The sequence below is a fragment of the Deinococcus taeanensis genome, assembly GCF_020229735.1.
GTDB lineage: Bacteria > Deinococcota > Deinococci > Deinococcales > Deinococcaceae > Deinococcus > Deinococcus taeanensis.
The window spans coordinates 363,690-388,901 of record NZ_CP083455.1 but is presented as its reverse complement, the minus strand read 5'-3'; the positions used below and the strand labels follow the sequence as shown (position 1 = coordinate 388,901).

General features: G+C 68.2%; 22 protein-coding genes. 11 read left to right on the top strand and 11 right to left on the bottom strand.

All coding sequences use genetic code 11. From position 1 onward, the window contains the following. Positions 1 to 30 precede the first annotated feature (30 nt). Positions 31 to 579 carry a DUF4142 domain-containing protein gene (locus LAJ19_RS01850; protein ID WP_225476635.1) on the bottom strand — a complete coding sequence of 183 codons (549 nt, stop codon included), beginning with the start codon at positions 577 to 579 and terminating at the stop codon, positions 31 to 33. A 553-nt stretch (positions 580 to 1,132) separates the two neighbouring features. On the opposite strand from LAJ19_RS01850, the gene LAJ19_RS01845 reads away from it, so the two are divergent. After that, positions 1,133 to 2,239: an aminopeptidase gene (locus LAJ19_RS01845; protein ID WP_225476634.1), complete on the top strand. Its 1,107-nt coding sequence runs from the start codon at positions 1,133 to 1,135 to the stop codon at positions 2,237 to 2,239. A 574-nt stretch (positions 2,240 to 2,813) separates the two neighbouring features. Here LAJ19_RS01845 and LAJ19_RS01840 read toward each other — a convergent pair. Further along, a complete protein-coding gene (locus tag LAJ19_RS01840; protein WP_225476633.1) occupies positions 2,814 to 3,506 on the bottom strand; it encodes a 50S ribosomal protein L25/general stress protein Ctc in 693 nt (230 codons plus the stop codon). A gap of 223 nt (positions 3,507 to 3,729) precedes the next feature. On the opposite strand from LAJ19_RS01840, the gene efp reads away from it, so the two are divergent. The 3 genes from efp to accC all read left to right on the top strand — a co-directional run bounded on the left by efp (position 3,730) and on the right by accC (position 6,459). After that, entirely contained in the window at positions 3,730 to 4,287 is a 558-nt protein-coding gene (gene efp, locus LAJ19_RS01835) for an elongation factor P (protein ID WP_225476632.1), read from the top strand. A 187-nt stretch (positions 4,288 to 4,474) separates the two neighbouring features. Then, positions 4,475 to 5,020: an acetyl-CoA carboxylase biotin carboxyl carrier protein gene (gene accB / locus LAJ19_RS01830; RefSeq protein ID WP_225476631.1), complete on the top strand. Its 546-nt coding sequence runs from the start codon at positions 4,475 to 4,477 to the stop codon at positions 5,018 to 5,020. Between the two features lie 101 nt (positions 5,021 to 5,121). Continuing rightward, on the top strand, positions 5,122 to 6,459 hold the full coding sequence (gene accC, locus LAJ19_RS01825; protein WP_225476630.1) for an acetyl-CoA carboxylase biotin carboxylase subunit: 1,338 nt from the start codon (positions 5,122 to 5,124) through the stop codon (positions 6,457 to 6,459). A 990-nt stretch (positions 6,460 to 7,449) separates the two neighbouring features. Here accC and acs read toward each other — a convergent pair. Further along, the gene (gene acs / locus LAJ19_RS01820) at positions 7,450 to 9,402 is read right to left on the bottom strand and encodes an acetate--CoA ligase (RefSeq protein ID WP_225476629.1); all 1,953 of its coding nucleotides are present in this window, start codon (positions 9,400 to 9,402) and stop codon (positions 7,450 to 7,452) included. A 202-nt stretch (positions 9,403 to 9,604) separates the two neighbouring features. On the opposite strand from acs, the gene LAJ19_RS01815 reads away from it, so the two are divergent. Genes LAJ19_RS01815 through LAJ19_RS01805 form a run of 3 tightly spaced genes read left to right on the top strand, consistent with a single transcriptional unit; the run spans position 9,605 to position 12,594 of the window. Further along, complete coding sequence (locus LAJ19_RS01815; protein ID WP_225476628.1) at positions 9,605 to 10,204, top strand: helix-turn-helix domain-containing protein; 600 nt, start codon at positions 9,605 to 9,607, stop codon at positions 10,202 to 10,204. Next, positions 10,201 to 10,740, top strand: coding sequence for a GNAT family N-acetyltransferase (locus LAJ19_RS01810; RefSeq protein ID WP_225476627.1), 540 nt, complete (start codon positions 10,201 to 10,203; stop codon positions 10,738 to 10,740). Before LAJ19_RS01815 ends, LAJ19_RS01810 begins: the two co-directional genes overlap by 4 nt. A 42-nt stretch (positions 10,741 to 10,782) precedes the next feature. Further along, positions 10,783 to 12,594: a tetratricopeptide repeat protein gene (locus LAJ19_RS01805; protein ID WP_225476626.1), complete on the top strand. Its 1,812-nt coding sequence runs from the start codon at positions 10,783 to 10,785 to the stop codon at positions 12,592 to 12,594. Between the two features lie 71 nt (positions 12,595 to 12,665). Here the strand turns inward: LAJ19_RS01805 and LAJ19_RS01800 are convergent, their stop codons facing one another. Further along, entirely contained in the window at positions 12,666 to 14,261 is a 1,596-nt protein-coding gene (locus tag LAJ19_RS01800; protein ID WP_225476625.1) for a solute symporter family protein, read from the bottom strand. Beyond that, positions 14,258 to 14,548 carry a DUF485 domain-containing protein gene (locus tag LAJ19_RS01795; protein ID WP_225476624.1) on the bottom strand — a complete coding sequence of 97 codons (291 nt, stop codon included), beginning with the start codon at positions 14,546 to 14,548 and terminating at the stop codon, positions 14,258 to 14,260. The genes LAJ19_RS01800 and LAJ19_RS01795 overlap by 4 nt, the downstream gene beginning before the upstream one ends. A gap of 236 nt (positions 14,549 to 14,784) precedes the next feature. Here LAJ19_RS01795 and moaA point away from each other — a divergent pair, with 236 nt between their 5' ends. Next, positions 14,785 to 15,792, top strand: coding sequence for a GTP 3',8-cyclase MoaA (gene moaA / locus LAJ19_RS01790; protein ID WP_225476623.1), 1,008 nt, complete (start codon positions 14,785 to 14,787; stop codon positions 15,790 to 15,792). Between the two features lie 151 nt (positions 15,793 to 15,943). Then, the gene (locus tag LAJ19_RS01785) at positions 15,944 to 16,636 is read left to right on the top strand and encodes a GntR family transcriptional regulator (RefSeq protein WP_225476622.1); all 693 of its coding nucleotides are present in this window, start codon (positions 15,944 to 15,946) and stop codon (positions 16,634 to 16,636) included. Positions 16,637 to 16,748: 112 nt separating this feature from the next. Here the strand turns inward: LAJ19_RS01785 and rplT are convergent, their stop codons facing one another. From rplT to LAJ19_RS01765, 4 genes are all read right to left on the bottom strand, one after another. Next, positions 16,749 to 17,102 (bottom strand): 50S ribosomal protein L20, encoded by a 354-nt coding sequence (gene rplT / locus LAJ19_RS01780; RefSeq protein WP_225476621.1) that lies wholly within the window; start codon positions 17,100 to 17,102, stop codon positions 16,749 to 16,751. 5 nt (positions 17,103 to 17,107) lie between these two features. Further along, complete coding sequence (gene rpmI / locus LAJ19_RS01775; RefSeq protein WP_225476620.1) at positions 17,108 to 17,308, bottom strand: 50S ribosomal protein L35; 201 nt, start codon at positions 17,306 to 17,308, stop codon at positions 17,108 to 17,110. Positions 17,309 to 17,907: 599 nt separating this feature from the next. Continuing rightward, entirely contained in the window at positions 17,908 to 18,096 is a 189-nt protein-coding gene (locus LAJ19_RS01770; RefSeq protein ID WP_225476619.1) for a hypothetical protein, read from the bottom strand. Positions 18,097 to 18,170: 74 nt separating this feature from the next. Beyond that, the gene (locus tag LAJ19_RS01765; RefSeq protein ID WP_225476618.1) at positions 18,171 to 18,626 is read right to left on the bottom strand and encodes a response regulator; all 456 of its coding nucleotides are present in this window, start codon (positions 18,624 to 18,626) and stop codon (positions 18,171 to 18,173) included. A 96-nt stretch (positions 18,627 to 18,722) separates the two neighbouring features. On the opposite strand from LAJ19_RS01765, the gene LAJ19_RS01760 reads away from it, so the two are divergent. Next, on the top strand, positions 18,723 to 19,916 hold the full coding sequence (locus tag LAJ19_RS01760; protein ID WP_225476617.1) for a sensor histidine kinase: 1,194 nt from the start codon (positions 18,723 to 18,725) through the stop codon (positions 19,914 to 19,916). On the opposite strand, the gene LAJ19_RS01755 is transcribed toward LAJ19_RS01760, so the two are convergent. Together LAJ19_RS01755 and LAJ19_RS01750 are read right to left on the bottom strand one after the other, a co-directional pair. Beyond that, on the bottom strand, positions 19,903 to 21,834 hold the full coding sequence (locus tag LAJ19_RS01755) for an alpha-amylase family protein (RefSeq protein WP_225476616.1): 1,932 nt from the start codon (positions 21,832 to 21,834) through the stop codon (positions 19,903 to 19,905). The two genes, LAJ19_RS01760 and LAJ19_RS01755, sit on opposite strands and share 14 nt — an antisense overlap. A 114-nt stretch (positions 21,835 to 21,948) precedes the next feature. Then, positions 21,949 to 22,785 carry an alpha/beta fold hydrolase gene (locus LAJ19_RS01750; protein WP_225476615.1) on the bottom strand — a complete coding sequence of 279 codons (837 nt, stop codon included), beginning with the start codon at positions 22,783 to 22,785 and terminating at the stop codon, positions 21,949 to 21,951. 862 nt (positions 22,786 to 23,647) lie between these two features. Between LAJ19_RS01750 and proS the strand changes: the two genes are divergently transcribed. After that, positions 23,648 to 25,132: a proline--tRNA ligase gene (proS, locus tag LAJ19_RS01745; RefSeq protein WP_225476614.1), complete on the top strand. Its 1,485-nt coding sequence runs from the start codon at positions 23,648 to 23,650 to the stop codon at positions 25,130 to 25,132. Positions 25,133 to 25,212: the final 80 nt, after the last annotated feature.

Below are 25,212 nucleotides of genomic sequence, written 5' to 3'. Positions count from 1 at the left end.
GAGGGGCAGGCTCTCGCGCCGCACCCGGCGTTACTGGACGGGCAGTGCCTGCGCCTGCGTCAGGTGCATCTGCACGACCGGCTGGGTCTTGGCGGCGTAGGCGAGCGTAGCGGGGTCCTTGCCGATGCTGCGGTACGTCTGGATGAGATTCAGGATCATCTGGTGGCCCTGAATCTGCACTTTCTTGTACTCGGCGTCGAAGGCGCTGCCGCTCAGGGCGCTGAGCTTGTTGCCCTGCAGGCGCTGGTCAGCGCCGGGCTTGTCGGTCAGGGTGACGCCTTTGCTGGCGGCCAGCTGGTTCAGTTCAGCCTGCGCGCGGGTATGGTGGGTGATCATCATCTGCGCGTAGGCGCGCACGGCGGCGTTGCTGCTCTTCTGCAGGGCCAGGCGGGACGTGGCGATCTCGGCGAGGTTGCTCATGGTGGCGACTTCCATGAACAGCACGTCACTGTTGTTCGTGACCTGCGCGGTGGAGACCGGCCCCATGGGGGGCGTGCCGACGCCACCGGCCAGGGCGGTCGGGACGACCACGGCGAGAGCGGCGGTGAGGATGCGGGCGTGCAGGGTGCGATTGAGCATGGTGAAACCTCCGCCGCTCAGCGTGCCGCACCGCCCGCTCCGGAATCTCCCGGGTTGCGTTAAAGCTGAGCGCGGCTGACTTCACGTGGACTTCAGCGGGTCTTGCGTTTGGTGGCCTCTGTACACCCGCGTTCCCTGCCCTGCGGTGTGGGGGAAGGCGGCTGATGACGAAGGAACGGCGCGCAGCGTTCCGTGACCGGGTACTCGCAATCAGCACGGTCATGGCACTGCAACTGAGGATTCCGGAGGGCACGGGCGGCCGGACGTCACGCGGCTGTGGAGGCGCGGGCGTACCTGATCCGTTCCGTGGACGTGAGCTACTGGAACACTCACCGAGTCCTATTTCGCCCGGAACACTTTGGGAGTGCGCGGCGCCGTCGCCCTCATGGCGGCGGTGGCGCACTCGCTGCTCATCCGGGTGGGGCACCTGGGCTTCCGGCGCGGCGCTCGTCGGGGTGGCGCTGCTGTCGCTGATCCCGGACCACCACCCCCTGGAGGCCGCGGGAACTCGAAAAGCACTGACGAGACCCCGGGCACACCCTAGACTGGCGGCATGACACGCAGGGGGTGGGTGGCAGGCGCACTGATGGCGCTCGGGGCGGCGCTGCTGAGCGGGTGCGCGGACGTGCGGTACCTGACGCAGGCGGCCGCCGGGCAGCTGGACCTGCTGCGGCGCGCGCGGCCCGTGGCGGCGGTCCTGGCTGACCCGGCCACGCCCGAACCGGTGCGGCGCAAGGTGCAACTCGCGGCGGACGTCCGGGCCTTTGCCGTGGCGCCGGAAGCGCAGGGCGGGCTGGGCCTGCCGGACCACGGAGCGTTCCTGAATTTTGTGGATGTGGGGCGCCCGTTCGTGGTGTGGAACGTCTTCTCCGCACCGGAACTCAGTGTGCAGCTCGACACGTCGTGCTTCCCCGTGGCGGGCTGCGTCGGGTACCGGGGGTACTTCTCAGAGGGGGCGGCCCAGGCGTACGCGCAGGAGCGCCGCGCCGCCGGGCGGGACGTGAGTGTGGGCGGCGTCAGCGCGTACTCCACGCTCGGGTACCTGAAAGATCCGCTGCTCTCCACCATGCTGAACTACCCGGACAGCACCCTGATCCGCACCGTGATTCACGAGCTGGCGCACCCCAGCCTGTACGTTCCGGGCGACACGGTGTTCAACGAGTCGTACGCCACCGCCGTGGAGGAAGAAGGCGTTCGCCGGTGGCTGGACGCACGCGGCACGTCCGCCCTGCGCGACGAGGACCGGACGCTGCAGGCGCGGCAGGCGGCGTTTGAGACGCTGCTGCTGGACACGCGCGCTCAGCTGGACGCGCTGTACGCCGCGCCGGACCTGACGGACGACCTGCGCCGCGCCCGCAAGGCCGCCCTCCTGACGGCCCTGAATCAGCGATACGCGGCCCTGAAACTCACCTGGGGCGGCTACAGCGGCTATGACGGTTTCTTTCAGCGCGGCGTGAACAATGCGTCTCTGGGCGCAGTCGCTGCCTATGCCACGCTTGTTCCGGACTTCCAGGCGCTCCTGGCGCGCACTGGCGGACACCTGCCCACCTTCATCGAGCAGGCCCGGACATGTGGCGCCCGCCCGCAACCCCAGCGGGCCGCGTGCCTGCGCGGCTCATCGAATGAGCTTCACGTGCCGCTGCCACGCCCGCAGACCTGAGACAGCCACCTCTGCAGGCCTGAAGGCGCGCTCTGGGAGTGCCTCTCCTGATCAGACTGTCGCCCCGGCAGCATGAACCGGGCGTGGACGCGGCCCTGAACTGCCACAGGGCTTCAACCGGGCCGCGCCGAGTACACGCGGCCTTACTCTATAGAGCGTTCACGAAGTGAGGGCGCAACGTCACCCGGTAAGGTCAGAAACAGCCCGAGGGCGTTCACTCCCTGCGGGCGGCGGCGCGGCCCGTACCCCTGGGCTTGGCACGGAAACCGGCACTGGCTCACGCTGGGTTCACCGGGCCGGGACCAGACACCCCAGACACCATGGGGGCCCGGATATCACCGGGACGACCTCTGCGGGAGGCGGCACCGGCAGCGTGGCGCCCGTTGCCGCGACCGGGCGTCCGTGTGGCCCGGCCAGCCCAACAGGGGCGGTGTGTCATGGGCACCCACCGCAGATTCAGGCCGAGCACCGCTTTTCCCTGAACGCTGGTCCCAGCGCCGGGTGCGGCGCTCAGCGCCCCGGCAGCAGCATGCGGCCCCTCCACTGGGGAGGGGCCGCGGCGGAGCAGGTGAGTTTACTCTGCGGCCTGGGTGTCGGTGGCTTCGCCTTCGCTCTTGGCTTCTTCGAGGGTGGTTTCGCCTTCGAGCACGGCGGCGGCGGCTTCCTCGCTGAGTTCGCCTGCGGCGACGAGGCCGGCGACCTGGGCGGCCTGCTGCTCGGCGGCGGCTTCGCCGTCGCTGAGGCGGGGCGGCAGGACGCTGATGACGACCTGGTCGGCGTCACCGGCGAGTTTCACGCCTTCGGGCAGTTTGACCTGGCCGGCGCTGATGTGGTCACCGATGTTGAGCTTGGTGACGTCCACGACGAGTTCCTGGGGGATGCGGCGGGGGCCGGGGGCGATGACGGTGAGGGTGTGGGCAACGATGTCCACGAGGCCGCCCATGACTTCACCCTGGCTCTTGCCTTTGGTGTGCACAGGCACGCTGACTTCGACGGGTTCACCGTAGGTGACCATGTAGAAGTCCACGTGGATGGGGGTGCGGCGGCGCTTGTCCATCTGCACGGTCTTGACGAGCGCGGGGAAGGTTTCGCCGCCTTCGATGGTGATGTCGAACAGGCCGGTGGTGCTCTGCTGACGGAAGGCGCGGTCAAAGACCTTGCGGTCGATGGTGAAGGAGACGTTTTTCTCCTTGTTGTACGCGACGGCGGGGATCAGGCCTTCAGCCAGCTTCTCCTGGCTCTTGCGGGGTGTGGCGTTCAGTTCCATGTGCGGTTCTCCTTGAGGGGCGTTCTTCGCCGCCGCGCTCTCGCCGCACTGTCCGGGAGGAAGTGGGGGGCGGACGTGCAACCGTGACAGCATAGCAAACGCGCATAGGCGGGTGGAAGGGTCACGTGGCGCTCTGCTAGACTCTCTGGCGTTGCCGTGCGGCCGCTCCTGCCTGCTGTGCAGGATCTGGAGGAGGCGCCGGACAGGACATAAGGAGAAAGACATGATCAGTGTGACTGAACTGCGTAACGGCACGAAAGTGGAAATGGACGGGGGCCTGTGGGAGTGCCTGGAGTACTCGCACCTGAAGATGGGTCGCGGCGGCGCGAAGGTCGTGACGAAGTTCCGCAACATGGAAAGCGGCAGCATCGTGGACCGCACCTTCAACAGCGGTGAAAAGCTGCAGGACATCTACGTGGAAGGCAAGAAGATGCAGTACCTGTACCCGGACGGGGATGACTTCGTGTTCATGGACCTGGAGACCTTCGACCAGATCACGCTGGGCCGCGGGCTTGTCAGTGACGCCGCGAAGTTCATGAAGGAGAACACCGAGGTGGAAGTGTCGATGTACGGCGAGAAGGCGCTGAACATCACCCTGCCGAACCAGGTGATTCTGAAGATCGTGCAGACCGACCCCGGCGTGCGCGGCGACACGGTGTCGGGCGGCACGAAGCCCGCGACGCTGGAGACCGGCGCCGTGGTGCAGGTGCCTCTGTTCGTCGAGCAGGACACGAGCGTCAAGGTGGATACCCGCACCGGGCAGTACCTCAGCCGCGCCTGATGCCTTGAGACGTGCAGGCCGCCCCCGGATCGACCGGTGGGCGGCCTGCGCTTTTGCCTTTAGACTCAGTGCAGCCAAACGAGCGTTAGGCTGCGGGTAACACCCCGTTCCCGCCCCCAGCCGTCATGATGAGGGGCAGATCAACCGATCCCAGTGCCACCGGCACGGGTCCCGCTAAGGAGAGGCCATGAACCCGAACGACCTCAAACAGATTCTTGATGCTCTGACCTACGCTGACGTGCGCGAATTCAGCCTGCGCACCGGCAGCTTCGACCTTAACCTGAAACGCGGCCCACAGGCCTTTGCGCCGGCTCCCGGCACCCTGTCGGGCGGGGTGCCCGCGCCGCAGCTGCAGCAGGCCGCCCCGGCCCTGTACGCCCCGCCAGCCCCGCAGTTCAGCCCGGCCGCCACCGAGCCTGCCACGGCGAACACGCCGAGTGACAGTGCCCCCGCCGCGCCGGCCGCCCCTGCCGCACCTCCTGAGACGGCACCCAGCAAAGGCACGCCCGTAAAGGCCCCCATCGTGGGCACCTTCTACTCCGCGAGCAGCCCGGACGCCCCGGCGTACGTGAAGGTGGGCGACACGGTCAGCGCCGGCCAGGTCCTGTGCATCATCGAGGCGATGAAGCTCATGAACGAAATTGAAGCCGAGCAGGGCGGCGTCATCCGCGAGATCCTCGTGAAAAACGCCGAGCCTGTCGAGTACGGGCAGACGCTGTTCATCATCGAGTAAAGGCTGTGGGCCGCGGGGCCCGGACGGTGCGCCACACGCCCGCCACAGCAAGCGCCGCCCGGAGCTCAGCGCCCATGGCCTCCCCCTGCCGGAGGCAAGTCATGTTCAAGAAGATCCTGATCGCCAACCGTGGCGAGATTGCCCTGCGCGTTATCCGCACCGCGCGTGAAATGGGCGTCAAAACCGTTGTGGTGTACTCCACTGCCGACGAGAAGAGCCTGCCCGTCCTGCTGGCCGACGAGTCCGTGTGCGTGGGGCCGCCTGCCAGCAACCAGTCGTACCTGAACATCCCCAACATCCTCTCGGCGGCCCTGATGACCGGCGCCGAGGCCATTCACCCCGGGTACGGCTTCATGGCCGAGAACCCCGACTTCGCCGAGATGTGCCGCGAGCACGGCATCGTGTTCATCGGGCCCACCCCGGAAAGCATGCGCGCCCTGGGCAGCAAGGCCGGCGGGCGCGACATCGCCGCGCAGAGCAACGTGCCCACCGTGCCCGGCACCGGCGTCCTGGACACCGTGGATGACGCGCTGCTGGCCGCCAAGCAGATCGGCTACCCCGTGCTGCTGAAGGCCTCCGCCGGGGGCGGCGGGCGCGGCCAGAAGGTCATCCGCACGCAGGACGAGCTCGCCAAGGGCTTCGCGCAGGCGCAGGAGGAAGCCCGGCTGTACTTCGGTGACCCGGCCATCATCATGGAGAAATTCCTGGAGGAATTCCGCCACGTCGAGGTGCAGGTCATGGGAGACGGCCAGGGGCACGTGATTCACATCGGGGAACGCGACTGTTCCATCCAGCGCCGCAACCAGAAACTCATCGAGGAAGCGCCCAGCACCCTGCCCGACACGCTCCGGCAGGAGATCCTCGCAGCCGGCGTGCGCCTCGCGCAGTACGTGAACTACGCCGGGGCCGGCACCCTGGAATTCATCGTGGACCGCGACGGCAACTACTACTTCATGGAGATGAACACCCGCATTCAGGTGGAGCACTGCGTCTCCGAAATGATCAGCGGCCTGGACTTCGTGAAACTCCAGCTGGAGATTGCCGCCGGGTACGGCCTGCACATCCAGCAGGAGGACGTCACGCTGCGCGGGCACGCTATCGAATGCCGCCTGAACGCCGAGGACCCCGACAAGGACTTCCGCCCGGCGGCCGGGCGGGTTGAGGACGTGCACTTTGCAGGCGGCCCCGGCGTGCGCGTGGACAGTCACACCTACACCGGGTACGTGATTCCCCCCCACTACGACAGCCTGATCGGGAAACTCATCGTGCACCACGACACGCGCGAGCAGGCCATCAGCCGCATGAAACGCGCGCTGGAAGAAACTGTGATCCAGGGTCCCAAGACCACCATTCCGCTGTACGTGAAGATCATGGACAACCCCTTCTACAAGCGGGGCGCCGTGATGACCAACTTCCTGAAAACCCGCATGGACATGTAAACCTGCACGACAGCGGCGGCGCACTCCCCGGGGGAAGTGCGCCGCACTGCATGGCTGATTCGGAGGCCGCCTGAACCTCGCGTTCCTCTCCCCTGCGGCGGCTCAGCCGAACCGGCCTCCGGACCGGGTGCGTGGGCTGGGGAGCCAACCGGGCGGTCTGGCCGGTCCAGTGGCCGGCCATCAGGGCGGCGGAGCGCTCGGGACTTTCCGGGTGCCTTCCGGTTGTGTTTCCTGCCGGGGAACTCATGGCCGGGCGTCAGGTCGTTTCCCAAGTCCCGGAGCGCTCGGCAGGCTTCTGACTGAATCAGCCGACGTTCAAGCCATCGTTAAAGGACGCCACGATGCTGGTTTTGACGTCGCCGCTGGTGGTTCAGCAGCCTCTGGTTGCCGCCGTTCCTGAAGAGGCTGTCGGTGGCATTGGCCGTGTCGCGGGCCTCTTTCTGCCGGTAGGGCGTCTGGGCATGTACGCGGGCGAGCAGGGGCTCAGGGAAGATGGGAAACGAAATCGCCGCCGACCTTTCCAGCGCTGTCCAGGGTGCGCATCCATTACCGGTCCCTGGCGTTGGTGACCTGAGACCCACGCAGAAATTTCTGACTGTTGGTCTCCCCTGTCGCTGGCGCGCGGTTCGCAGACTTTCAGGCCGATGCGGAACACGCCGAGGCGCAGGGTCAGCGGTACGCTCTGGGGAACCTTGCCGGAGGTCGTGTCAGGGTGCACGTCGCGCCGCTTGAGCTTTTCATGGGCTCAGTACCGCTGGGTCTGGGCGGGCCAGGGTACCGGCCAGTGCGGCGCCGCCAACCCAGGCCAGGCGGAGGAAGCGCAGGGCGGCGGCCGACGACGGTGCCGACGGGAGTGTCTGGGAACCGTGGGATTCCTGAGGTCCCGTGGGCCCGGTAGGGAGGAAGCGGGTGTGAAGGCGGGTTTCCACCTGCCCGTGCGGAAATGCTAACGCCCCTGCCGGGTGGGGGCAGGGGCGCTGGTGGGGGTGGTTACAGGGGCAGGGTGGCGGCGAGGCGTTCGAGGACGCTGGGGTCCTCGAGGGTGCTGGTGTCCCCCTGGATGTCCTTGCCGGCGGCGATCTGGCGCAGGAACCGGCGCATGATCTTGCCGCTGCGGGTTTTGGGCAGGGCGTCAGCGATATAGATCGCGTCCGGGCGGGCGAGCGCGCCGATTTCGCGGCTGACATGGGCGCGCAGGGCGGCGGGGTCCACCTCGTGGCCGCTCTGGGGGAGGACGAACGCTACGACGCATTCGCCTTTCACTTCGTCGGGTCTGCCGACCACGGCGGCCTCGGCGACGCTGGGGTGCGAGACGAGGGCGCTTTCGATCTCCATTGTGCCCAGGCGGTGGCCGCTGACGTTCAGAACGTCGTCGACGCGGCCGACCACGGTGATGTACCCGTCGGCGTCGCGGCGGGCGCCGTCGCCGGCGAAGTACACGCCGTCTATTTCACCCCAGTAGGTTTTGCGGTAGCGTTCGTCGTCGCCGTACACGGTGCGCAGCATGCTGGGCCAGGGGCGTTTGATGACGAGGAGGCCGCCGTCGTCCGGGCCGAGTTCCTCGCCGGTGTGGGTCATGATGGCGGGCTCCACGCCGAACATGGGCAGGCCGGCGCTGCCGGGTTTGCTGGGGAACGCGCCGGGCAGGGTGGTGAGCATGATGGTGCCGGTTTCGGTCTGCCACCAGGTGTCCACGATGGGGCAGCGTTCCCCGCCGATCACGCGCCAGTACCACATCCACGCTTCAGGGTTGATGGGCTCGCCCACGGAGCCGAGGAGGCGCAGGCTGCTCAGGTCGTAACGGCCTGGAATCTCGTCGCCCTGACGCATGAATGAGCGGATGGCGGTGGGGGCGGTGTACAGGACCGTGACGCGGTGTTTCTGGATGATCTCCCAGAAGCGGCCCCAGTCGGGGTGGTTGGGGGCACCCTCGTACAGGACGACGCTGGCGCCGTTCAGCAGGGGGCCGTAGACGCTGTAGGAATGCCCGGTGACCCAGCCGACATCGGCGGTGCACCAGTAGATGTCGTCGTCCTGCAGGTCGAAGACGGTCTGGGTGGTGAGGTACGCGCTGACCATGTACCCGCCTGTGGTGTGCTGCACGCCCTTGGGTTTGCCGGTGCTGCCGGAGGTGTACAGGATGAACAGGGGGTGTTCGCTGTCCAGGTGGGCTGCGTCGTGCTGGTCGCTGGCGGCGGCGAGTGCGTCATGCCACCAGATGTCCCGGCCGGGTTGCATGGGCGTGTCGGTGCCGGCGCGGCGGACCACGATGATCCGTTCGAGGGCGGGGGTGTTCCGGGCGGCTTCATCGGCGTTGGCTTTCAGGTTCACGAGGCCGCCGCGGCGTTGTCCGGCGTCGGCGGTGATCAGGACCTTGCTCTGGGCGTCGTTGATGCGGTCGGTGAGGGCGCTGACGGAGAAGCCACCGAACACGACCGAGTGGACGGCGCCGATGCGGGCGCAGGCCAGCATGGCGATGGCCGCTTCGGGGGTCAGCGGCATGTACAGGGTGACGCGGTCACCCTTTTCGACGCCCAGGTGTTCCAGGGCGCCGGCGGCGCGGTTCACTTCGCTCAGCAGTTGCGCGTAGGTGTAGGTGCGGACCTCGCCGTCCTCGCCTTCCCAGATGAGGGCGCGTTTGTCGCCCAGGCCGCGCTGCACGTTGCGGTCCAGGGCGTTGTAGGCGATGTTCGTCTGGCCGTCCACGAACCAGCGGGCATGGGGGGGTTGCCAGTCGAGGATCTGCGTCCAGGGGGTGAACCAGTGAAGTTGGCCTGCGACGTCGCTCCAGAAGGTGTCGGGATCGTCAAGGCTCTGGCGGTAGAGGCGTTCGTAGTCCTCGCGGCTGATGCGGGCGTGGGCGCGGAAGGCGTCGCTGGGCGCAATGACGCGGTGTTCGTGCAGCATCGCGTCGATGTGGTCATTGGGCTGGGGGTGCGTCATGGGGTCCTCCGGAGACGGGGGCAGGGGGTCGGCACGGCCGGAATCAAGGGTTGTGTGTGTCTTCACTGTAGCGGCGGAAGATGCGGTTGCGGTTGGGGTTACCCGGGCAGTACTGATCGTGGTGCAGACAGGCCGCTTCTCTTGACAGGCTGCGCCGTGTTGCGGATAGTAGACCTATGACCACTATTCGCACACTACTCCTATGACGGGTCCCAGCCCAGAAACCGTGAATGAAGCCGGGCAGCGCCTCGCGCAGCAGATCACGCGGGAGCGCGAGGCACGAGGCTGGTCCCAGACGACGCTGGCGGCCCGCTCCGGCGTGTCCCGGGCTGCCGTGAGCCGCATTGAACGCAGCGAGATGAGTCCCACGGCCGTCACGCTCGTGCGCCTCGCAGGAGCGCTTGACCTGACCCTGGCGGGGCTGCTGCTGCGCGCGGAAGGCCACACCGAGCACGAGAGGCTCTGCCGGTCCGGCGCGCAGCATGAGTGGCGCGACCCGCAGACCGGATACACCCGCCGGCAGCTGTTCGCGGCGCCCGGTCACCCGCTGGAGGCCGCGCAGGTCACGCTGCCCCCACAGCAGCAGGTAACCCTGCCGGCCGAATCGTACGCCCACATTCAGCAGGTGGTGTGGGTTGTGTCCGGCACGCTGAGCCTCACGGAACACCGCGCTCCGGACCGCACCGTCGAGCTGAGCGCCGGGGACTGCCTGGGCTTCGGCACGCCGTGCGACGTCACCTTCCGCAACGCCAGCCCTGAGCCCTGCACGTACGCCGTGCTGCTCGCCCGGAGGACCGCATGACCCCACGCCCCGAGTCGATCCGCATTGAGACCCTGACCGCCGAGCCAGCCACCCTGGACGCCCTGAGTGACCTTCTGGTCGAAACGGTCGCGCACGGCGGGTCCGTGAGTTTCATGCATCCGCTGGCGCCCGCCGAAGCCCGCGCCTTCTGGGAGGCAGCCCTGACCGCCGCTGCGCGCGGCGAACGCATGGTGCTGGGCGCCTGGGCCGACGGGGCACTGCTCAGCACCGTCACGCTGCTTCTCGACTGTCCACCGAACCAGCCGCACCGCGCGGAGCTCGCGAAGATGATGACCGCGCCCGGCGCGCGTGGCCGGGGCCTCGCCCTGACCCTGCTGCGCGAAGCGGAGCGGCTCGCGCAGGCGCATGGCCGCACGCTGCTGGTGCTGGACACCGCCAGCGACGGCGGCGCGGCGGGCCTGTACGAACGCGCCGGGTACACCTTCGCCGGGGAGATTCCCGACTACGCTCTGAAACCCCACGGAGGGCTGACCGGCACCCGGCTGTACTACAAGCGCCTGCCCACCGCGCCCTGAGGAACGCCCCCCGCTTGGCGCTGCGCCCCCGCGCAGGCTAGGGTGAGGTATGACCCCACCTACCAGGTCGCCCACGAGGCGGTGCGCGGTTCTCTGATGGACCTGCCCGCGCACCTGCAACCCTTCGAGTCGCTCCTGCCCCCGCAGCCCGGTCCGGAACGGACGGACGCCCTGCTCGCCCTGTCCGAGGGGCCGCACCCGCTGCAGGAACAGGTGGCCCTGGCCGTTCAGGCCCGCACGCTGGCCGGCAGTCTGAACGACCCGGGCCGGGTGGCCCTTGCGGAGTTGCGCCTGGCACAGCTGCTGCCGGGCGATGAGGGACTGGGGTACGCGCAGTCGGCTGCCGGGCGCTTCGAACGCCTGCGTGACCTGCCGCACGAACTCAGTGCCCTGGAACGGGAGGCGCAGCTGACTGCCGAGCCTGCCGAGCGCCTGCCGGTGCTGCTGCGCGCCGCCTCGCTGGCCACCGAAGCGCAGCTGCCGGTGCGGGAACGGGACCTGCAGATCGCGGCGGGGCTGCTGCTGCGCACCCTGGGGGACAACACCCGCGCCCTGGAGGCCTTCACGCGGGCGCTGGCGCTGGCAGAAAGCACCGAGACCCGCGTGGCGGCGCTGGAGGCCCTGCTGGGGCTCGGAGAGCTGCATCTCGAGGCGCAGCGGCCCGACGAGGCGCTGGCGCCGCTGCGCACCGCGGGGCACATGACGCACGGGGAGGGCACGGCCGCGCAGGCCCGTGCGCTGGGCGGCCTGGGACGTATCTACGCTGCGCAGGGCGATCACACCCGCGCCGCCCGGTTCCTGGAAAGCGCCGCGCAGCTGGCCGAGGCGCACGGCACCCCGGACCTCCAGGCGCAGCTGCTCACCGCTCTGGCCGCCGCGCGGGAGGCCACCGGCGCTCCCGACGCCGCCCGGACCCTGCTGCGCCGCAGCCTCGCGCTGACCGAGCACAGTCACCCGGCGCAGCACGGGGAGACGCTGCTGGCTCTCGGCGCGTACGCCCTGCGGCAGGGTCAGCTTGCCGAGGCCCGGGACGGTTACGCCTGCGCCGCGCAGTACGGGCAGGAACACGGCCTGCCGGCCGTGGTGAGCCGGGCCCTGCGGGAGCGCGCGCAACTGGCCGAGATGCAGGGGGACCTGCCAGGGGCCATGGCGCTGCTGCGGGAGTGGGGGGAGGCGCTTCCAGCGGCCCTGCGTGCAGCTCAGCAGCAGGCGCAGCAGGTGGACCTGGGCGTGCAGACGGCGCGGGAGGCGCTTGCCCTGCGGCGTGAACGACAGGAAGTCTACGAGTCCATGTCCGCGGCCCTGGAAGACACGTCGACGCGCCTGAACGCGATGCAGATCATGCTGCAGCGCTCGCGGGAGGTCGCCATGACGGACCCCGACAGCGGCGCGCACTCCCTGGCCTTCGGAACAGCGGTGTTGGACCTGCATTACAGCCGGTCGGTGCGCCAGCGGAGCCCGCTGACCGTGGCGATCGTGGGTGTGGAGGTCAGCACCGGGCACACCGAGGGCCCCACGGCGCTGCTCCTCAGCAACGTGATAAGTGCCGTGGCCCGCCTGCTGGAAAGCAGCGTGCGGGACATGGACACCGTCGCCCGCTTCGACCGGTTCAAGTTCCTGGTGGTCTTCCCGGAAACCCCTCCGGCGGGCGCACAGATTGCGCTGCACCGGCTGATTGACCGGGTCCGGACCTACGAGTGGGGTGTGGGCGGCATGAGCGAGGCCGTGACCGTTGGGGCGGGGCTGGTGGGCCGCGGCAGCGTGCAGGGCACGCAGCCGCTGATTGCGGCTGCGGACGCCGAGTACTACCGGGCGCGCCGGGAAGGACCGAATACGATCAGTACCGCGCAGTAGCCCAGATTCACAGCACGCTGAAAGGCCCCCGGCAGGTGCCGGGGGCCTTTCAGCTGTGAGCGTGGCGGCGGTCAGTCGTGCGCGGCGACCGTGCCCTCTGCGCCCGCGCCGGTGTACGCCCGGAACTGCATGTCCTCGAAGTGCCGGGCGTCCTCGGCGGCGTCGCGGCGGCGCGCACCGAGCATGGTCCCCAGGTAGGCGAACAGGAAGCCGGCAGGAATGCTGAACAGGCCCGGGTTCTCGAACGGGAAGATCGGGTTGGCCTGGATCAGGTGGCGGCCGGTGGTCAGGTCGGCCGGGTCGATTTTCATGATGTTGGGGCTCAGGGCGATCAGCAGCAGCGTAAACAGGATGCCGCCCACGATGCCCCAGATGGCGCCTGTGGCGTTGAAGCGCCGCCAGAACAGCGTGAAGAGAATCACGGGCAGGTTGGCGCTGGCGGCGATGGCGAAGGCGAGGGCCACCAGGAACGCGACGTTCTGCGTTTTGGCGGCGAGGCCCAGCAGGATCGCGACGATGCCCACAGCGACGGTGGCCATGCGGGCCACGCGGAACTGGTCCTTCTCGCTGGCCTGTCCGCCTTTCAGGACGCCGTTGTAGATGTCGTGCGTGAACGAGGTGCTGGCGCTGATGGTCAGGCCCGCCACGACGGCCAGGATGGTGGCGAAGGCCACGGCGGTCACGAAGGCCAGGCCGAATTCCCCGCCGACCGTGCCGGCCCCGCCGAACAGCGCCTGGGCGAGGAGAGGCGCGGCCATGTTGCCGGCCTTGTTGGCGGCTTCAATGGCGTCCTTGCCGAGCAGGACGTTGGCGGCGTTGCCCATGAAGGCGGTCATGACGTAGAACGCGCCGATCAGGACCATGGCCCACACGACGCTCTTGCGGGCGTCCTGCGCGGTTGGCACCGTGAAGAAACGCACCAGGATGTGCGGCAGGCCGGCGGTGCCGAGCACCAGGGCGAGGCACAGGCTGATCAGGTCTACGGGGTTTTTGTATTTCAGGCCGGCACCCAGGAATTCCGCGCCGTTTTTCGCCTCGGCCTGTCCGAGCAGGTTGGAGAAGCTCCAGCCGAAGCGGCTGAGAATCAGGAGGGTCATGACGATGGTGGCGAACATCAGCAGCAGGGCCTTGATGATCTGCACCCAGGTGGTGGCGAGCATGCCGCCCACCACGACGTAGATGATCATCAGGACGCCCACGAGCGGAATGGCGAGGTCCGCGCGGATGGCCCCGCCGGACAGCAGGCTGATGAGGGAGCCGGCCCCGACGACCTGCGCGATCATGTAGAAGGTGCTGATCACGATGGTGCTCAGCGCGGCGTAGGTGCGCACGCGTGGGTCCTTCAGGCGGTACACGAGCATGTCGGCCAGGGTGTACTTGCCGAGGTTGCGCAGGGGTTCGGCCACGATGAACAGCACGGTCAGGTAGGCGATGAACCACCCGACGGAGTACATGAAGCCGTCGTAGCCGTTCAGGGCGATCAGGCCGGTGATGCCCAGGAAGGACGCGGCGCTCATGTAGTCCCCGGCGATGGCAATGCCGTTCTGGGTGGCGCTGATGCGGCCGCCGGCCACGTAGAAGTCGCCGGCGCTGGTGTTGCGTTTGCTGGCCCAGAAGGTGACGCCCAGGGTGATGGCGACGATGATCGCGGCGAGCAGGAAGGTCACGCGCGGGCCTCGGCGGCGAGGCGGTCGAAGGTGCGGGCCTTGACGATGTACAGGTAGGCCATGACCCAGCCCATCACGAATTCCAGGAAGGCGAGGATGTACCCGAAGGTGACGTTCCCCAGCACCTTCTGGGCCATCAGGGGCTTGTTGTAGCCGGCGAGGACGGGCAGCAGGAAGTACAGCACCAGGAAGGTCACGGTCATGGTAATGGTGAAGGCGTTGCGCTGCGCGACCAGTTGCTGGTACGCGGCGTTGCGCGGAATGGGTGGGGCGCTGGATACGGTCATGGCAACCTCCTGGATAGGACGAACGCAGCAGTGAAGCACGGCGGGCCGTGCGGCCGGGTAAATGGGGTGTCGCCTTCAGCGTAGGCCCGCGCTTTCGTCAGCGCAATGGACTGAGTTCAACATCCTCGTCTCTGGCGCTGGAACAGCGCCTTCATGTTGTGGTGGCTCACCGGCGGCAGGGCAATTGGGAACGTTCCCGCCAATCTCCCACCCGGCGGCGCGTATCCTGACCCTCAATGCTCGCCGACCAGTTGGGCCGTCCCCTGCGTGACCTGCGCCTCAGCGTGACTGACCGCTGCAACCTGCGGTGCACGTACTGCATGCCGGCCGAGGTGTTCGGTCCCGATTACGCGTTCCTGCCGCGCACGGAGCTGCTGAGTTTCGAGGAGATCGAGCGGGTGGCGCGGGTGTTCGTCACGCTGGGCGTCCAGAAGCTCCGGGTCACGGGCGGCGAACCCACCCTGCGCCGTGACCTGCCGGACCTGATCGGCCGCCTGGCAGGCATCGCGGGCGTGCAGGACGTGGCCATGACCACCAACGGCCTGCTGCTGCCGCGCCTGGCCGGGGACCTGAAGGCGGCGGGATTGCGGCGCGTGACGGTGAGTATTGACAGTCTCGATCCGGAGATCTTCGGACGAATGAACGGTCTGGGGACTCATCCGCAGCGGGTGCTCGACGGGATCGAAGCGGCGTTGCAGGCGGGGCTGGGAGTGAAGATCAACACGGTGGTGCAGCGTGGCGTGAACGACGCGGGGCTGCGCGACCTGTGGCTGGCCCTGCGGGCGCTGGCGCCGGTTCGGTTTATCGAGTTTATGGATGTGGGCAACCACAACGGCTGGAACATGGCGAGTGTGGTGCCCTCACGCGAGGTGCTGGCGCGGCTGGGGGGCGAGGCAGGCGCGGGGCTGTTCCGGCCGGTGAATCCGGAGTACCGCGGCGAGGTGGCGGCGAGGCACACGGACGGGCAGGGGCATGAGGTGGGGCTGATCAGTTCGGTGACGGCGCCGTTCTGTGGGGACTGCTCACGGGCGCGGGTGTCGGCTGTGGGGGTCCTGTACACCTGTTTGTTTGCCTCAGACGGCACGGATCTGCGGGCGCTGCTCCGCGGGGGGGGCAGTGATGAGGCGCTCCGGGGTCTTCTTGCGGAGGTGTGGAAAATGCGCCGGGACCGGTACAGTGAGGAACGCGGAGAAACGACGGCGGCCATGCGCGCAAAGGTGGAGATGTCGCATATTGGGGGGTAATTCACTTGGCATATGCGAGGCGCTGTGACCGAAAATCTGCCTAACGCTCGTTGTTCCGGGCGACGTAACACCTAGACAAGCTTGTGTACTCAGGACACTAACCTTAAGATAAGGTTGGCGCCGCCCGCCAGCGGACTGCCCGGAGGGATGCATGGCGAAGTACCCGCTCATCAAGACGACCCTGAAAGACCGCCTGCTCGGCGGCCACTACGCCGAAGGGCTCCCGCTGCCCAGCGAACCGCAGCTTGCCCGCGAGTTCGAAGTCTCCCGCATGACTGCCCGCCGCGCCATCGACGAACTGGAACGCGAAGGCTACGTCTACCGCGTCCAGGGGGCCGGCACCTTTCCCACTGGCAAACGCTTCCGGCAGGGCATGTTCCGCGTCCGCCCCTTCAAGGAATGGGCCCGCCACCCCGACCACCGCACCACGGTCCTGCGCGCCATGCAGATCGAGGCCACCCCGGAAATCGCCATCGTGCTCCAGATTCAGCCGGGCGACCCTGTGATTTTCGTGCACCGCCTGCGCACCGCCGGTGACGAGGCCCTCGTCATCGAGAAACGGTACATCAACGGTTCACTCGTCCCTGCGCTCCTGGACCACAACCTTGGCGCAGAAAGCATCCATGAGATCATGATCAGCCTCGGCGTGCCGCTGCAACGCGTCGAGCAGAACCTGGAAGCCGTCAACCTCCGCCAGGAGGAAGCGGACCTGCTGCGCGTGCCGCTGGGCACCGCGGCCTTCCTGCTGCGCCGCACCACCTACAGCGGGCAGAAACGCGCCAGTTACGTCAACTACTGGGTGCGCGGCGACCGTTACGCCTTCCAGGACACCTTCGAACCCTGAGTATAGACTCCTGGGGTCTGCACCCAGGAAGGCCGGGCATGGACCCGGCCTTCGCTGTTTCGCCCAAAGAACGCCGCCCCTGGAAAACCAGGGGCGGCGTGATGACGGAGATTTACCTACCGTTCTTGGCGGCGTCCACGAGCGCGCGGAAGGCTTCGGGTTCACGCGCGGCAATGTCGGCGAGCACCTTGCGGTTCAGGTCGATGCCGGCCTTCTTCAGACCACCGATGAAGGTGCTGTAGTTCATGCCGTGCAGGCGGGCGCCGGCGTTGATACGCTGGATCCACAGGCGGCGGAAGTCACGCTTCTTGTTGCGGCGGTCGCGGTACTCGTAGGTGGCCGCGTTCAGCAACGTCTGGAAGGCGTTGCGGTACTGCCTGCTGCGGGAGCCCCAGAAGCCCTTGGCGCGCTTCAGGACCTTCTTGTGACGGCGACGGCGGACGATACCGGTTTTGGCGCGAGGCATCTACTTCACTTCCCCTTCGGCAGCATGAGTTTCATGCGGGCCCATTCACTCTTGGCGAGGACGAAACCCTTGCCTTTACCGCGGATCTCGCTGCCGCTCTTGCCGGTGTTCTGGTGGCGCTTGCCACTCTTGAACGCCATGACCTTGCCGGTCCCGGTGATCTTCACCCGGCGGCTGGCCGCTTTCAGTGTCTTCATCTTCGGCATGGTGGTGCCTCCTTGCGTAGTCCGGTCGCACTTCTCCTGAAGGCTTCCGTCTGGGTTTCGGGCCGCCTGGAGGAACCCAGTGGTTCTCCCGGCTGTTGGTCGCCCTGCCCCACTTGACCAAGAGAGCACTATACGCGCGCCGCGGCGCACCGGTCAAGGCTTCACACGGACAGGTGCGGGTCGCCCGAAGCTCCAGCGCTGGGCGTGATGGCCTGCGTGCTGTTCAGGGGGCCCAGACTGGCACGGCCTGAGCGCCGATCTATCACAGTCCGTCACGCCCAGCAGGCCACGAGCCCTGGAGAGCAGAGGCGCAGGTCAGCCGTTTCCTCGGGGGCGGCTGGGGTCAGGGGCTGAGCCGTCGTCTGTGGTTGTGCAGGTAACGAGCGTGTCGTCCAAGGGCAGGAGCCGGTTCCGCCTGCAGGCCCAGGAGGCGCAGGGGGCATGCCGGTACGGGTGCGCGGAGGCAACGGGACGCGTCCATCGGGGCTGTGCAGGCCCACGCCCTTCCCGCCACACACCGGGTGGGTGCTGCACCGCGCCACTGCCGCAGCTGAGCGCGCCGCCCGTTCGGGCGGCGGACTCAGTCTGCCGGGCAGAGGCTACTGGGACCGGGGGGGCCGGCCGGCGCGGCGAATGGAGGTGAGCAGGCGCGCCATGGCTTCAGCGACCTGGGCGGCGTCATGACGGACCTGCGGGTCCCGGCTGAGGTGGGTGAGCCGCTCGGCGGCGTTGCGGGCGGCGCGGAGCAGGGTCTCGGTGGGAACAACGGTGCGGCGGGGTCGGGTCATGAGGGCCTCCCTGCGCGTGGGCGCACCGTCATCGTGACGGGTGGGCGCGGCGGACTTTGTGGCGTGGCGCGGGGTCAGCGCCAGCCACTGCCGATCTCTTCCAGGCTGGGCAGCTTCACCAGACCGCGCCAGTATGCCTGGATGGTGTCGAGAACCTGGGTGTACTCCTGGTAGGTGCCAGGCTTCACGACGTACCCGCTGGCGTACCCGTCATAGGCGCGGTGAATGTCCTCCGGATGGTCGGACGTGGACAGCACCAGCACCGGGATGGCGCGCAGGTCCGCCACGACCTTGGCCTGCGCGAGGAACTCGTGGCCGTTCAGGACCGGCATGTTCAGGTCCAGCACGATCAGGTCGGGCCGGATTGCGCCGGCGTACGGGCCGGTGCGGGTCAGGTAGTCCAGGGCTTCCTGGCCGTGCTCGACGTGGTAGACGGTGATCTCCTGCGTGACTTCCGCCAGCATGTCCTGAAAGAGAGCGGCGTCCGCAAGTTCGTCTTCCACGAGCAGCACGGTGAATGACCTGGACATATCGGCCTACCCTACACCAGGGGGCGCGGAGGGCACAAACCGGTGCATGTTTACCTGGGGCCGTGCCTGCTGCCAGGAAGCTGTTACCGTGAGGGGGTGACCCACCCTTCTGTCGCGCCGGTGCGTTTCGCTGTGGCGGCCTTTGACGCCCTGGCGGCGCAGGTGGCGCTGCTGGACAGGCACGGCGAGATCATGGCAGTGAACGCGGCGTGGCGGGCGTTTGCGCAGGAGAACGGCGGTGCGGACAGCGTCGGTGCGAATTACCTGGCGCTGTGCGACGCGACGTGCGGGGAGGACCGTGAGAACGCCGCGCAGATGGCGGCGGGCATCCGGGCGGTGCTGTCTGGCGAGGAGGCGCTGTTTGAACTGGAGTACCCGTGCCACTCGCCGGCGGAGCAACGGTATTTCATGGTGCGCGTCACGGCGTTCACGCAGGATGGCCTGCGGTACGCGGTGGTGGCGCATGAGAACATCACGCGGCGCAAGCTGGCGGAGCTGGAGATTGTGCGTCTGAACCGCACGCTGGAGGAGCGGGTTGAGGCCCGCACGCGGGAACTGGAGCTCAGTCAGGCGATCCTGGCGCGGCAGAACGCGGAGCTCGAGGACCGCAACCAGGCGCTCGCGCAGTTCGCGTACGTCGCCAGTCATGACCTTCAGGAGCCGCTGCGGACGCTGGGCGCGTACGCGGACATTCTGCGGCACCGGTACGCGGGCAGGCAGCTGGACGACCGGGCGGACACGTACCTGATGCACATTGCGGAGCAGGTGTTCCGCGCGCGGCAGCTCGTACGGGACATTCTGACGCTGTCGAACGTGGCCGCGCAGCCGCCCATGAAAGTGCTGGATCTGGGTGCCCTGGCCGATGAGGTGGGGCGCTCGCTGCCCTGGCCGGAAGGCGCGCAGTCCTCGCGCGCAGAGCTGCCGCGCGTGCGGGCCAACGCCGCGCAGGTGCGTCAGCTGCTGACCAACCTGCTGGGGAACGCCATCAAGTTCCGGTCGGACCGGCCCCTGCGGGTGCATCTGGACGGGCACGCGGAGGGGGCGTGGGTGCACTTCACGCTGCGTGACAACGGCATCGGGATCGCACCGAAACACGCTGAGCAGGTCTTCGTGATGTTCCAGCGGCTGCACAGCCGCACCCTGACCGGTGGGAACGGCATCGGGCTTGCGGTGTGCCGCAAGGTGGTCGAGCGGCATGGGGGCCGCATCTGGATTGACCCGGAACAGGAGGCGGGCATCGCGGTGCATTTCACGCTGCCCGCCGCGTCAGGGCCGGTCAGCTCTGAGTGAGCCACAGGGCCCGGTAGGGCTCCAGGATGACGTCGTGCCCGCCGAACGTGAACGCACTGCCGGCCACGTGGTCCCGGGCGTGTTCGCCCAGGTGGTCGCGCAGCGCGTGTGCGGGAAGGTGCACCGGGTGCTCACTGAAGTTGTACACCCCCAGGAAGGTGCCCAGCGGGTGGTCGCGCCGGAGCAGCAGCACGCGCGGATCGGGGCTGGCGACCGGGCGGCTCTCGATGCTGGCGTGCAGGTGGGCGAGGCTCTGCCGGGCGCGGATCAGGTGGCGCAGTCCGGCGTTCACGCGGCCGTGCGGGGTGGCGGGGCTGGCCTGCGCGTCGGCGGCCAGCGCCCAGTTCATCCGGGGGCGATGCACCCAGCGGTTGTCTGCGGCGTGCTCCAGGGTGTCGCCGAAGGCCGGGTCGTTCAGCAGGGCCAGTTCGTCCCCCATGTACAGCAGTGGTACGCCCCCGAAGCCCAGGGTGACGGCGTGCAGCAGCAGGATGCGGCGCACGGCGTCGTCGGTGCGGCCCGGGTCGCCGGCCTCGAGCGCGGCGTCCAGCCCGGCGAGGCTGGCGCAGGTGCCGCTGATGCGGCGGTCTCCGGTCTGCGGGTTGAACTGGAACACCAGGCCGCGCGCGAATGATCCGGGGAACTCGCCGCTGTAGAAGTCCGACAGGAAGTGCCGGTGTCCGGGTCCGCTGAGGCCCACGGCGTGCGCGTCGGCGTCGCTGATGGCCCAGCCGATGTCGTCGTGGCAGCGGACGTACATGCCCCAGGTGGTGTTCGTGGGTTTGGGGGGGAAAGCGGAGAGCGCCTGCGCGAACAGGCGCGTGTCGCGGCTGGCGAGGCTGCTCCACAGCTGCACCATCAGGGAGTTGTGGTAGGCCATGTCGCTCACCTTGCCGTGGTGGTCGCGGGTGCCCAGGTAGTGGATCAGGTCGGCGGGCGCCACGATCGCTTCGGCCTTGAACGCCACGGCGGGCGCCACGATGCGGGCGCAGGCGCGCAGCACGCGGGTCAGGTGATGCACTTCCGGCTGGTTCTGGCAGTCGGTGCCCAGGCGTTTCCACAAGAAGGCGATGGCGTCCAGGCGGAAGACCTCCACGCCGCGGTTGGCAAGGTGCAGGATGATGTCCACGAACTCGCGCAGAACGGCCGGGTTGGCCCAGTTCAGGTCCCACTGGTAGGTGTTGAAGGTGGTCCAGACCCATCCGCCTGCTTCTTCATTCCAGGTGAAGTTGCCGGGCGCGAAGTCCGGGAAGATCTCGGGCAGGGTCCGTTCGAACGCGTCGGGCTGGGTGCGGTCGGGGTAGATGTGAAAGTACTCGCGGAAGGTGGGTTCACCCGCACGGGCCCGGCGGGCCCAGTCGTGTTCCTGCGCCACGTGGTTCAGCACGAGGTCCAGCACGAGGCTCATGCCGCGGCTGCGCAGGTCTGCGGCCAGGGCGGACAGGTCGTCCATGCTGCCCAGGTCCTCGCGCACGGCCCGGTAGTCCTGCACGGCGTACCCGCCGTCGTTCTCGCCCGCGCGGGGTTTAAGCAGCGGCATGAGGTGCAGGTACCGCACGCCCAGGCCTTCCAGGTAACCCAGGCGGTCGTGCATTCCCTTGAGCGTGCCGGCGAACCGGTCGGTGTACGTGACGTACCCGAGCATGTCCGGTGCCTGCAGCCAGTCGGGGTTCAGGAGCCGGGCTTCATCCAGGCGGCGCAGGTCGGCGGGCCGGGTGTGGAAGGCGTGCAGCATGACTTCCAGCAGTTCGGCGAGCAGAGGCTGGGCCTGCTCGCCGTAGGCGGCCTGAAGACTTTCGGAGAGTTCAGGACCGTAGCGGTCCAGCCGCAGGGCGAAGGTGTCGGCGTCGCGGTCGTCATCGAAGGCGTTGCGCAGCGCCCGGGTCAGCAGGGTCCGGGAAAGGGCAGGTTGAGACATGGTCTGCTCAGCATACCCGGATGGTGGAACTGTTTCCAAGGTGGGCCGGGCCCTCTCCCCCATCCGGGCCAGGGACCGCGACTGGCCGCGGTCCCCACGCCTGCCCGGTGAAGCTCAGCGGGCCACGAACTCCAGCAGAATCCGGTTGAATTCATCGTTGTGCGTGGCGTTCAGGCCGTGCGGCGCGCCTTTCATGACGTGCAGCTGCGCGCCCGGCTGATACTGCGCCACCCGCTGCCCGCTGGCTTCCAGAGGCACGATCTGATCCTGGTCGCCATGCACGACCAAGGTCGGCACAGTCAGGCTCGCCAGGTCCTGCCGGAAGTCCGTCTCGCTGAAGGCGCGCACGCATTCCTGCGTGGCGACCGGCGACGCCTGCAGGTACAGACTCGCGGCGAACTCCAGGAACTCGTCACCCAGCTGCGCGCCGAACTGATCCCAGTTCAGAAACTTCCTCGTGAACCCGGCCAGGAACTGCGGGCGGTTCTGCGCCACCTGCTGCACCATGCCCTCGATGTCCTGCTCACTCGGGCCTCCGTCCGGGTTGTCCGCGGTTTTCATCAGGTACGGGGCGACCGACGCCACAAGCATGGCGCTGCGCAGCCGCTCAGTGCCGTACAGGCCCGCGTAGCGGCTCACTTCTCCGCCGCCCATGGAGAAACCCACCAGCGTAACGTCATTCAGGTTCAGGGCCCTCAGCAGGTCGCGCAGGTCGGCAGCAAACACGTCGTAGGTGTAGCCGGTGGCGGTCTTGCCACTCTGTCCGAAGCCGCGGCGGTCGTAGGCGACCACCTGGTACCCGGCGTGCCGCAGCGCGTCGATCTGCCCTTCCCACATCCGGCCGGACAGCGGCCAGCCGTGAATCAGCACCACGGGGCGGCCCTGCCCGTAGGTTTCGTAGTACAGCTCGGTCTGTGGGGCGTGGGCGTGCTGGGTCTGAATGGTGGGCATGGGGACCTCCGGCAGTTCAGTGGGAATTCGTGTAACGTTAAATCGTTCCGGGCTCTACCCTAGGTCCCAGTCCGCCTGGAATCCTGAGGTGCGCCTTTACCGTCCCTCGAACCAGGGCCTGCCGGGCACCAGAAGCTCAGGGAGCCCCTCCTGCCCCGTCTGCCGGACACCGGCCCCTCCACCCTCAGGGGCGGCCCCGGTACGCAACCGCGCCGCCTCCAGGTCCACCGCACCGTCCTCCATGCCCTCCACCTGCGCCGCCATGGTGATGTGGCCCGCCCAGGCGGCCCTGTTCCGCGAGCCACGCCGCTGTGGGCGCGGTGCAGGTCACCGCGGCGCAGGGTCCTGTCCGCCGCGGCCAGCCACAGTTCCGGCTGCCTGGTCCCGGCGGCGAGTCGTCCTGGGCGGCCGGGGAGCAGGCAGGGGCCTCGGGGGGCTGCCCAGCGGCTGGCGCAACCGCTCCAGGCGGCCGGGTGGGTCGCGCAGCGTCACGCCGCAGTCTGCCGCGCAGTGATGAGCGGGAAGGCCGGGGGGCTACCCCGCCTGGTGGGCGCGCCACGCCGCCCGCCCGCGCGTCCTTCACGCTGCGGGCCGGGCGCCTCAGGGTCCGGGAGATGACTTCCGCCCGCTGTGCGTTCACGGCCAGCCGAGGTCCAGGCGGGCGTGGGCGCCGCAGACAGGAGCCCGATCAAGGTCCGGGTCCGGGCGGGCCGTACTGCGCGCGGGCCGCCTCAGGCGACAGCCACCACACCCGGAATGCCGCAGAGTGGGAGGGTGACCGCGCCGGCCGGCGGTAGGCAGGCCGTCGTCCTGATCACCGCAGCGCCGGTTCCTAAGGACCGGCCCCGCTATGATGGCCTTTATGACGCAAGGTGGCAGCAAGGCGGACAAGAAGGCGCAGCAGTACGGGGTTACCCCGCAGAGCGTGGATTTCAACGACTGGTACAACGAGGTTGTGAAGAAGGCCGACCTGGCCGACAACAGCCCTGTGGCCGGCGCGATGGTGGTGCGGCCGTACGGCAGCGCGCTGTGGGAGAACATTCAGCGGTGGCTGGACGATCGGTTCAAGGCCACCGGGCACGAGTCGCTGGTCTTCCCCACCCTGATTCCGATGGGGTTCATCATGAAGGAAGCCGATCACGTGGAGGGTTTCGCGCCGGAACTGTTCACGGTCAGCAAGATCGGCACGGAGGAACTCGCCGAGCCGTACGTGCTGCGGCCCACGTCCGAGACGATCATCGGGCACATGTGGAGCGGCTGGCTGAACTCCTACCGGGACCTGCCGTTCCTGCATTACCAGTGGGGCAGCGTATTCCGCGCGGAGCTGCGCACGAAGGCGTTCCTGCGCACCAGCGAGTTCTACTGGCATGAGGGGCACACCGCGCACGCCAGTGAACCTGAGGCGCGCGGCGAGGTGCGGCAGATGCTGGACATCTACCACGAGTTCTGCCGGGACGTGCTGGCCCTGCCGGTGGTGCGCGGCGAGAAGACCGCCAGCGAACGTTTTGCGGGCGCGGTCGCCACGTACTCCATCGAGGGCATGATGCGTGACGGGAAGGCGCTGCAGAGCGGCACCAGCCACTACCTGGGGCAGAACTTCAGCCGGGCGTTCGACGTGAAGTTCCAGACGCGCGAGCAGCGCGAGGAGTACGCGCACACGACGTCCTGGGCAATCAGCAGCCGGATTATCGGGGCGATCATCATGACGCACGGCGACGACGCCGGGCTGATCATGCCGCCCCGCATCGCGCCGATTCAGGTGGTGGTGATCCCGGTGGGGCGCAAGGACAACTTCGACCAGATGGTGGAGGAAGGTGAGCGGCTCGCGGCAGAGCTGCGGGCCCTGGGCCTGAAGGTGAAAGTGGACCGGCGTGACGGCGTCACGAACGGCTTCAAGTACAACGACTGGGAGCTCAAGGGCGTGCCGGTGCGCATCGAGCTCGGCCCCCGCGACCTGGAGAGCGGGGTGGTGGTCGTGAAGAGCCGCAACAGTGACGAGAAGGAAACGCTGCCACGCGCCGAGGCCGTGAGCGGCATGCCTGCCCGCCTGGACGGCATTCATGACTGGCTGCTGGCGCGCGCCACCGAGTTCCTGCTGACCCGCACCGTGGAGACGGATGACTACGGCACCTTCCAGCAGAAGATCGAGGAGGGCCACTGGGTGCGGGCCTACCACTGCGGGGACGCGGCGTGCGAGAAGAGCATCAAGGAGGACACCAAAGCCACGACCCGCAACGTGCCGCTGGATGACGCGGAGTTCTTCAGCGAAGCCGGTCAGGGCGCGTGCGTGAAGTGCGCTCAGCCGGGCGCCTACGGCAAGCGCGTGATTTTCGGCCGGCAGTACTGAGGGTCCGGAGGTCCAGGCTCCCCGCGTGGGGAGCCTTTGTGCTGCCAGGTCCGGTCAGGGCGCGTGGGCGGCCCATATAC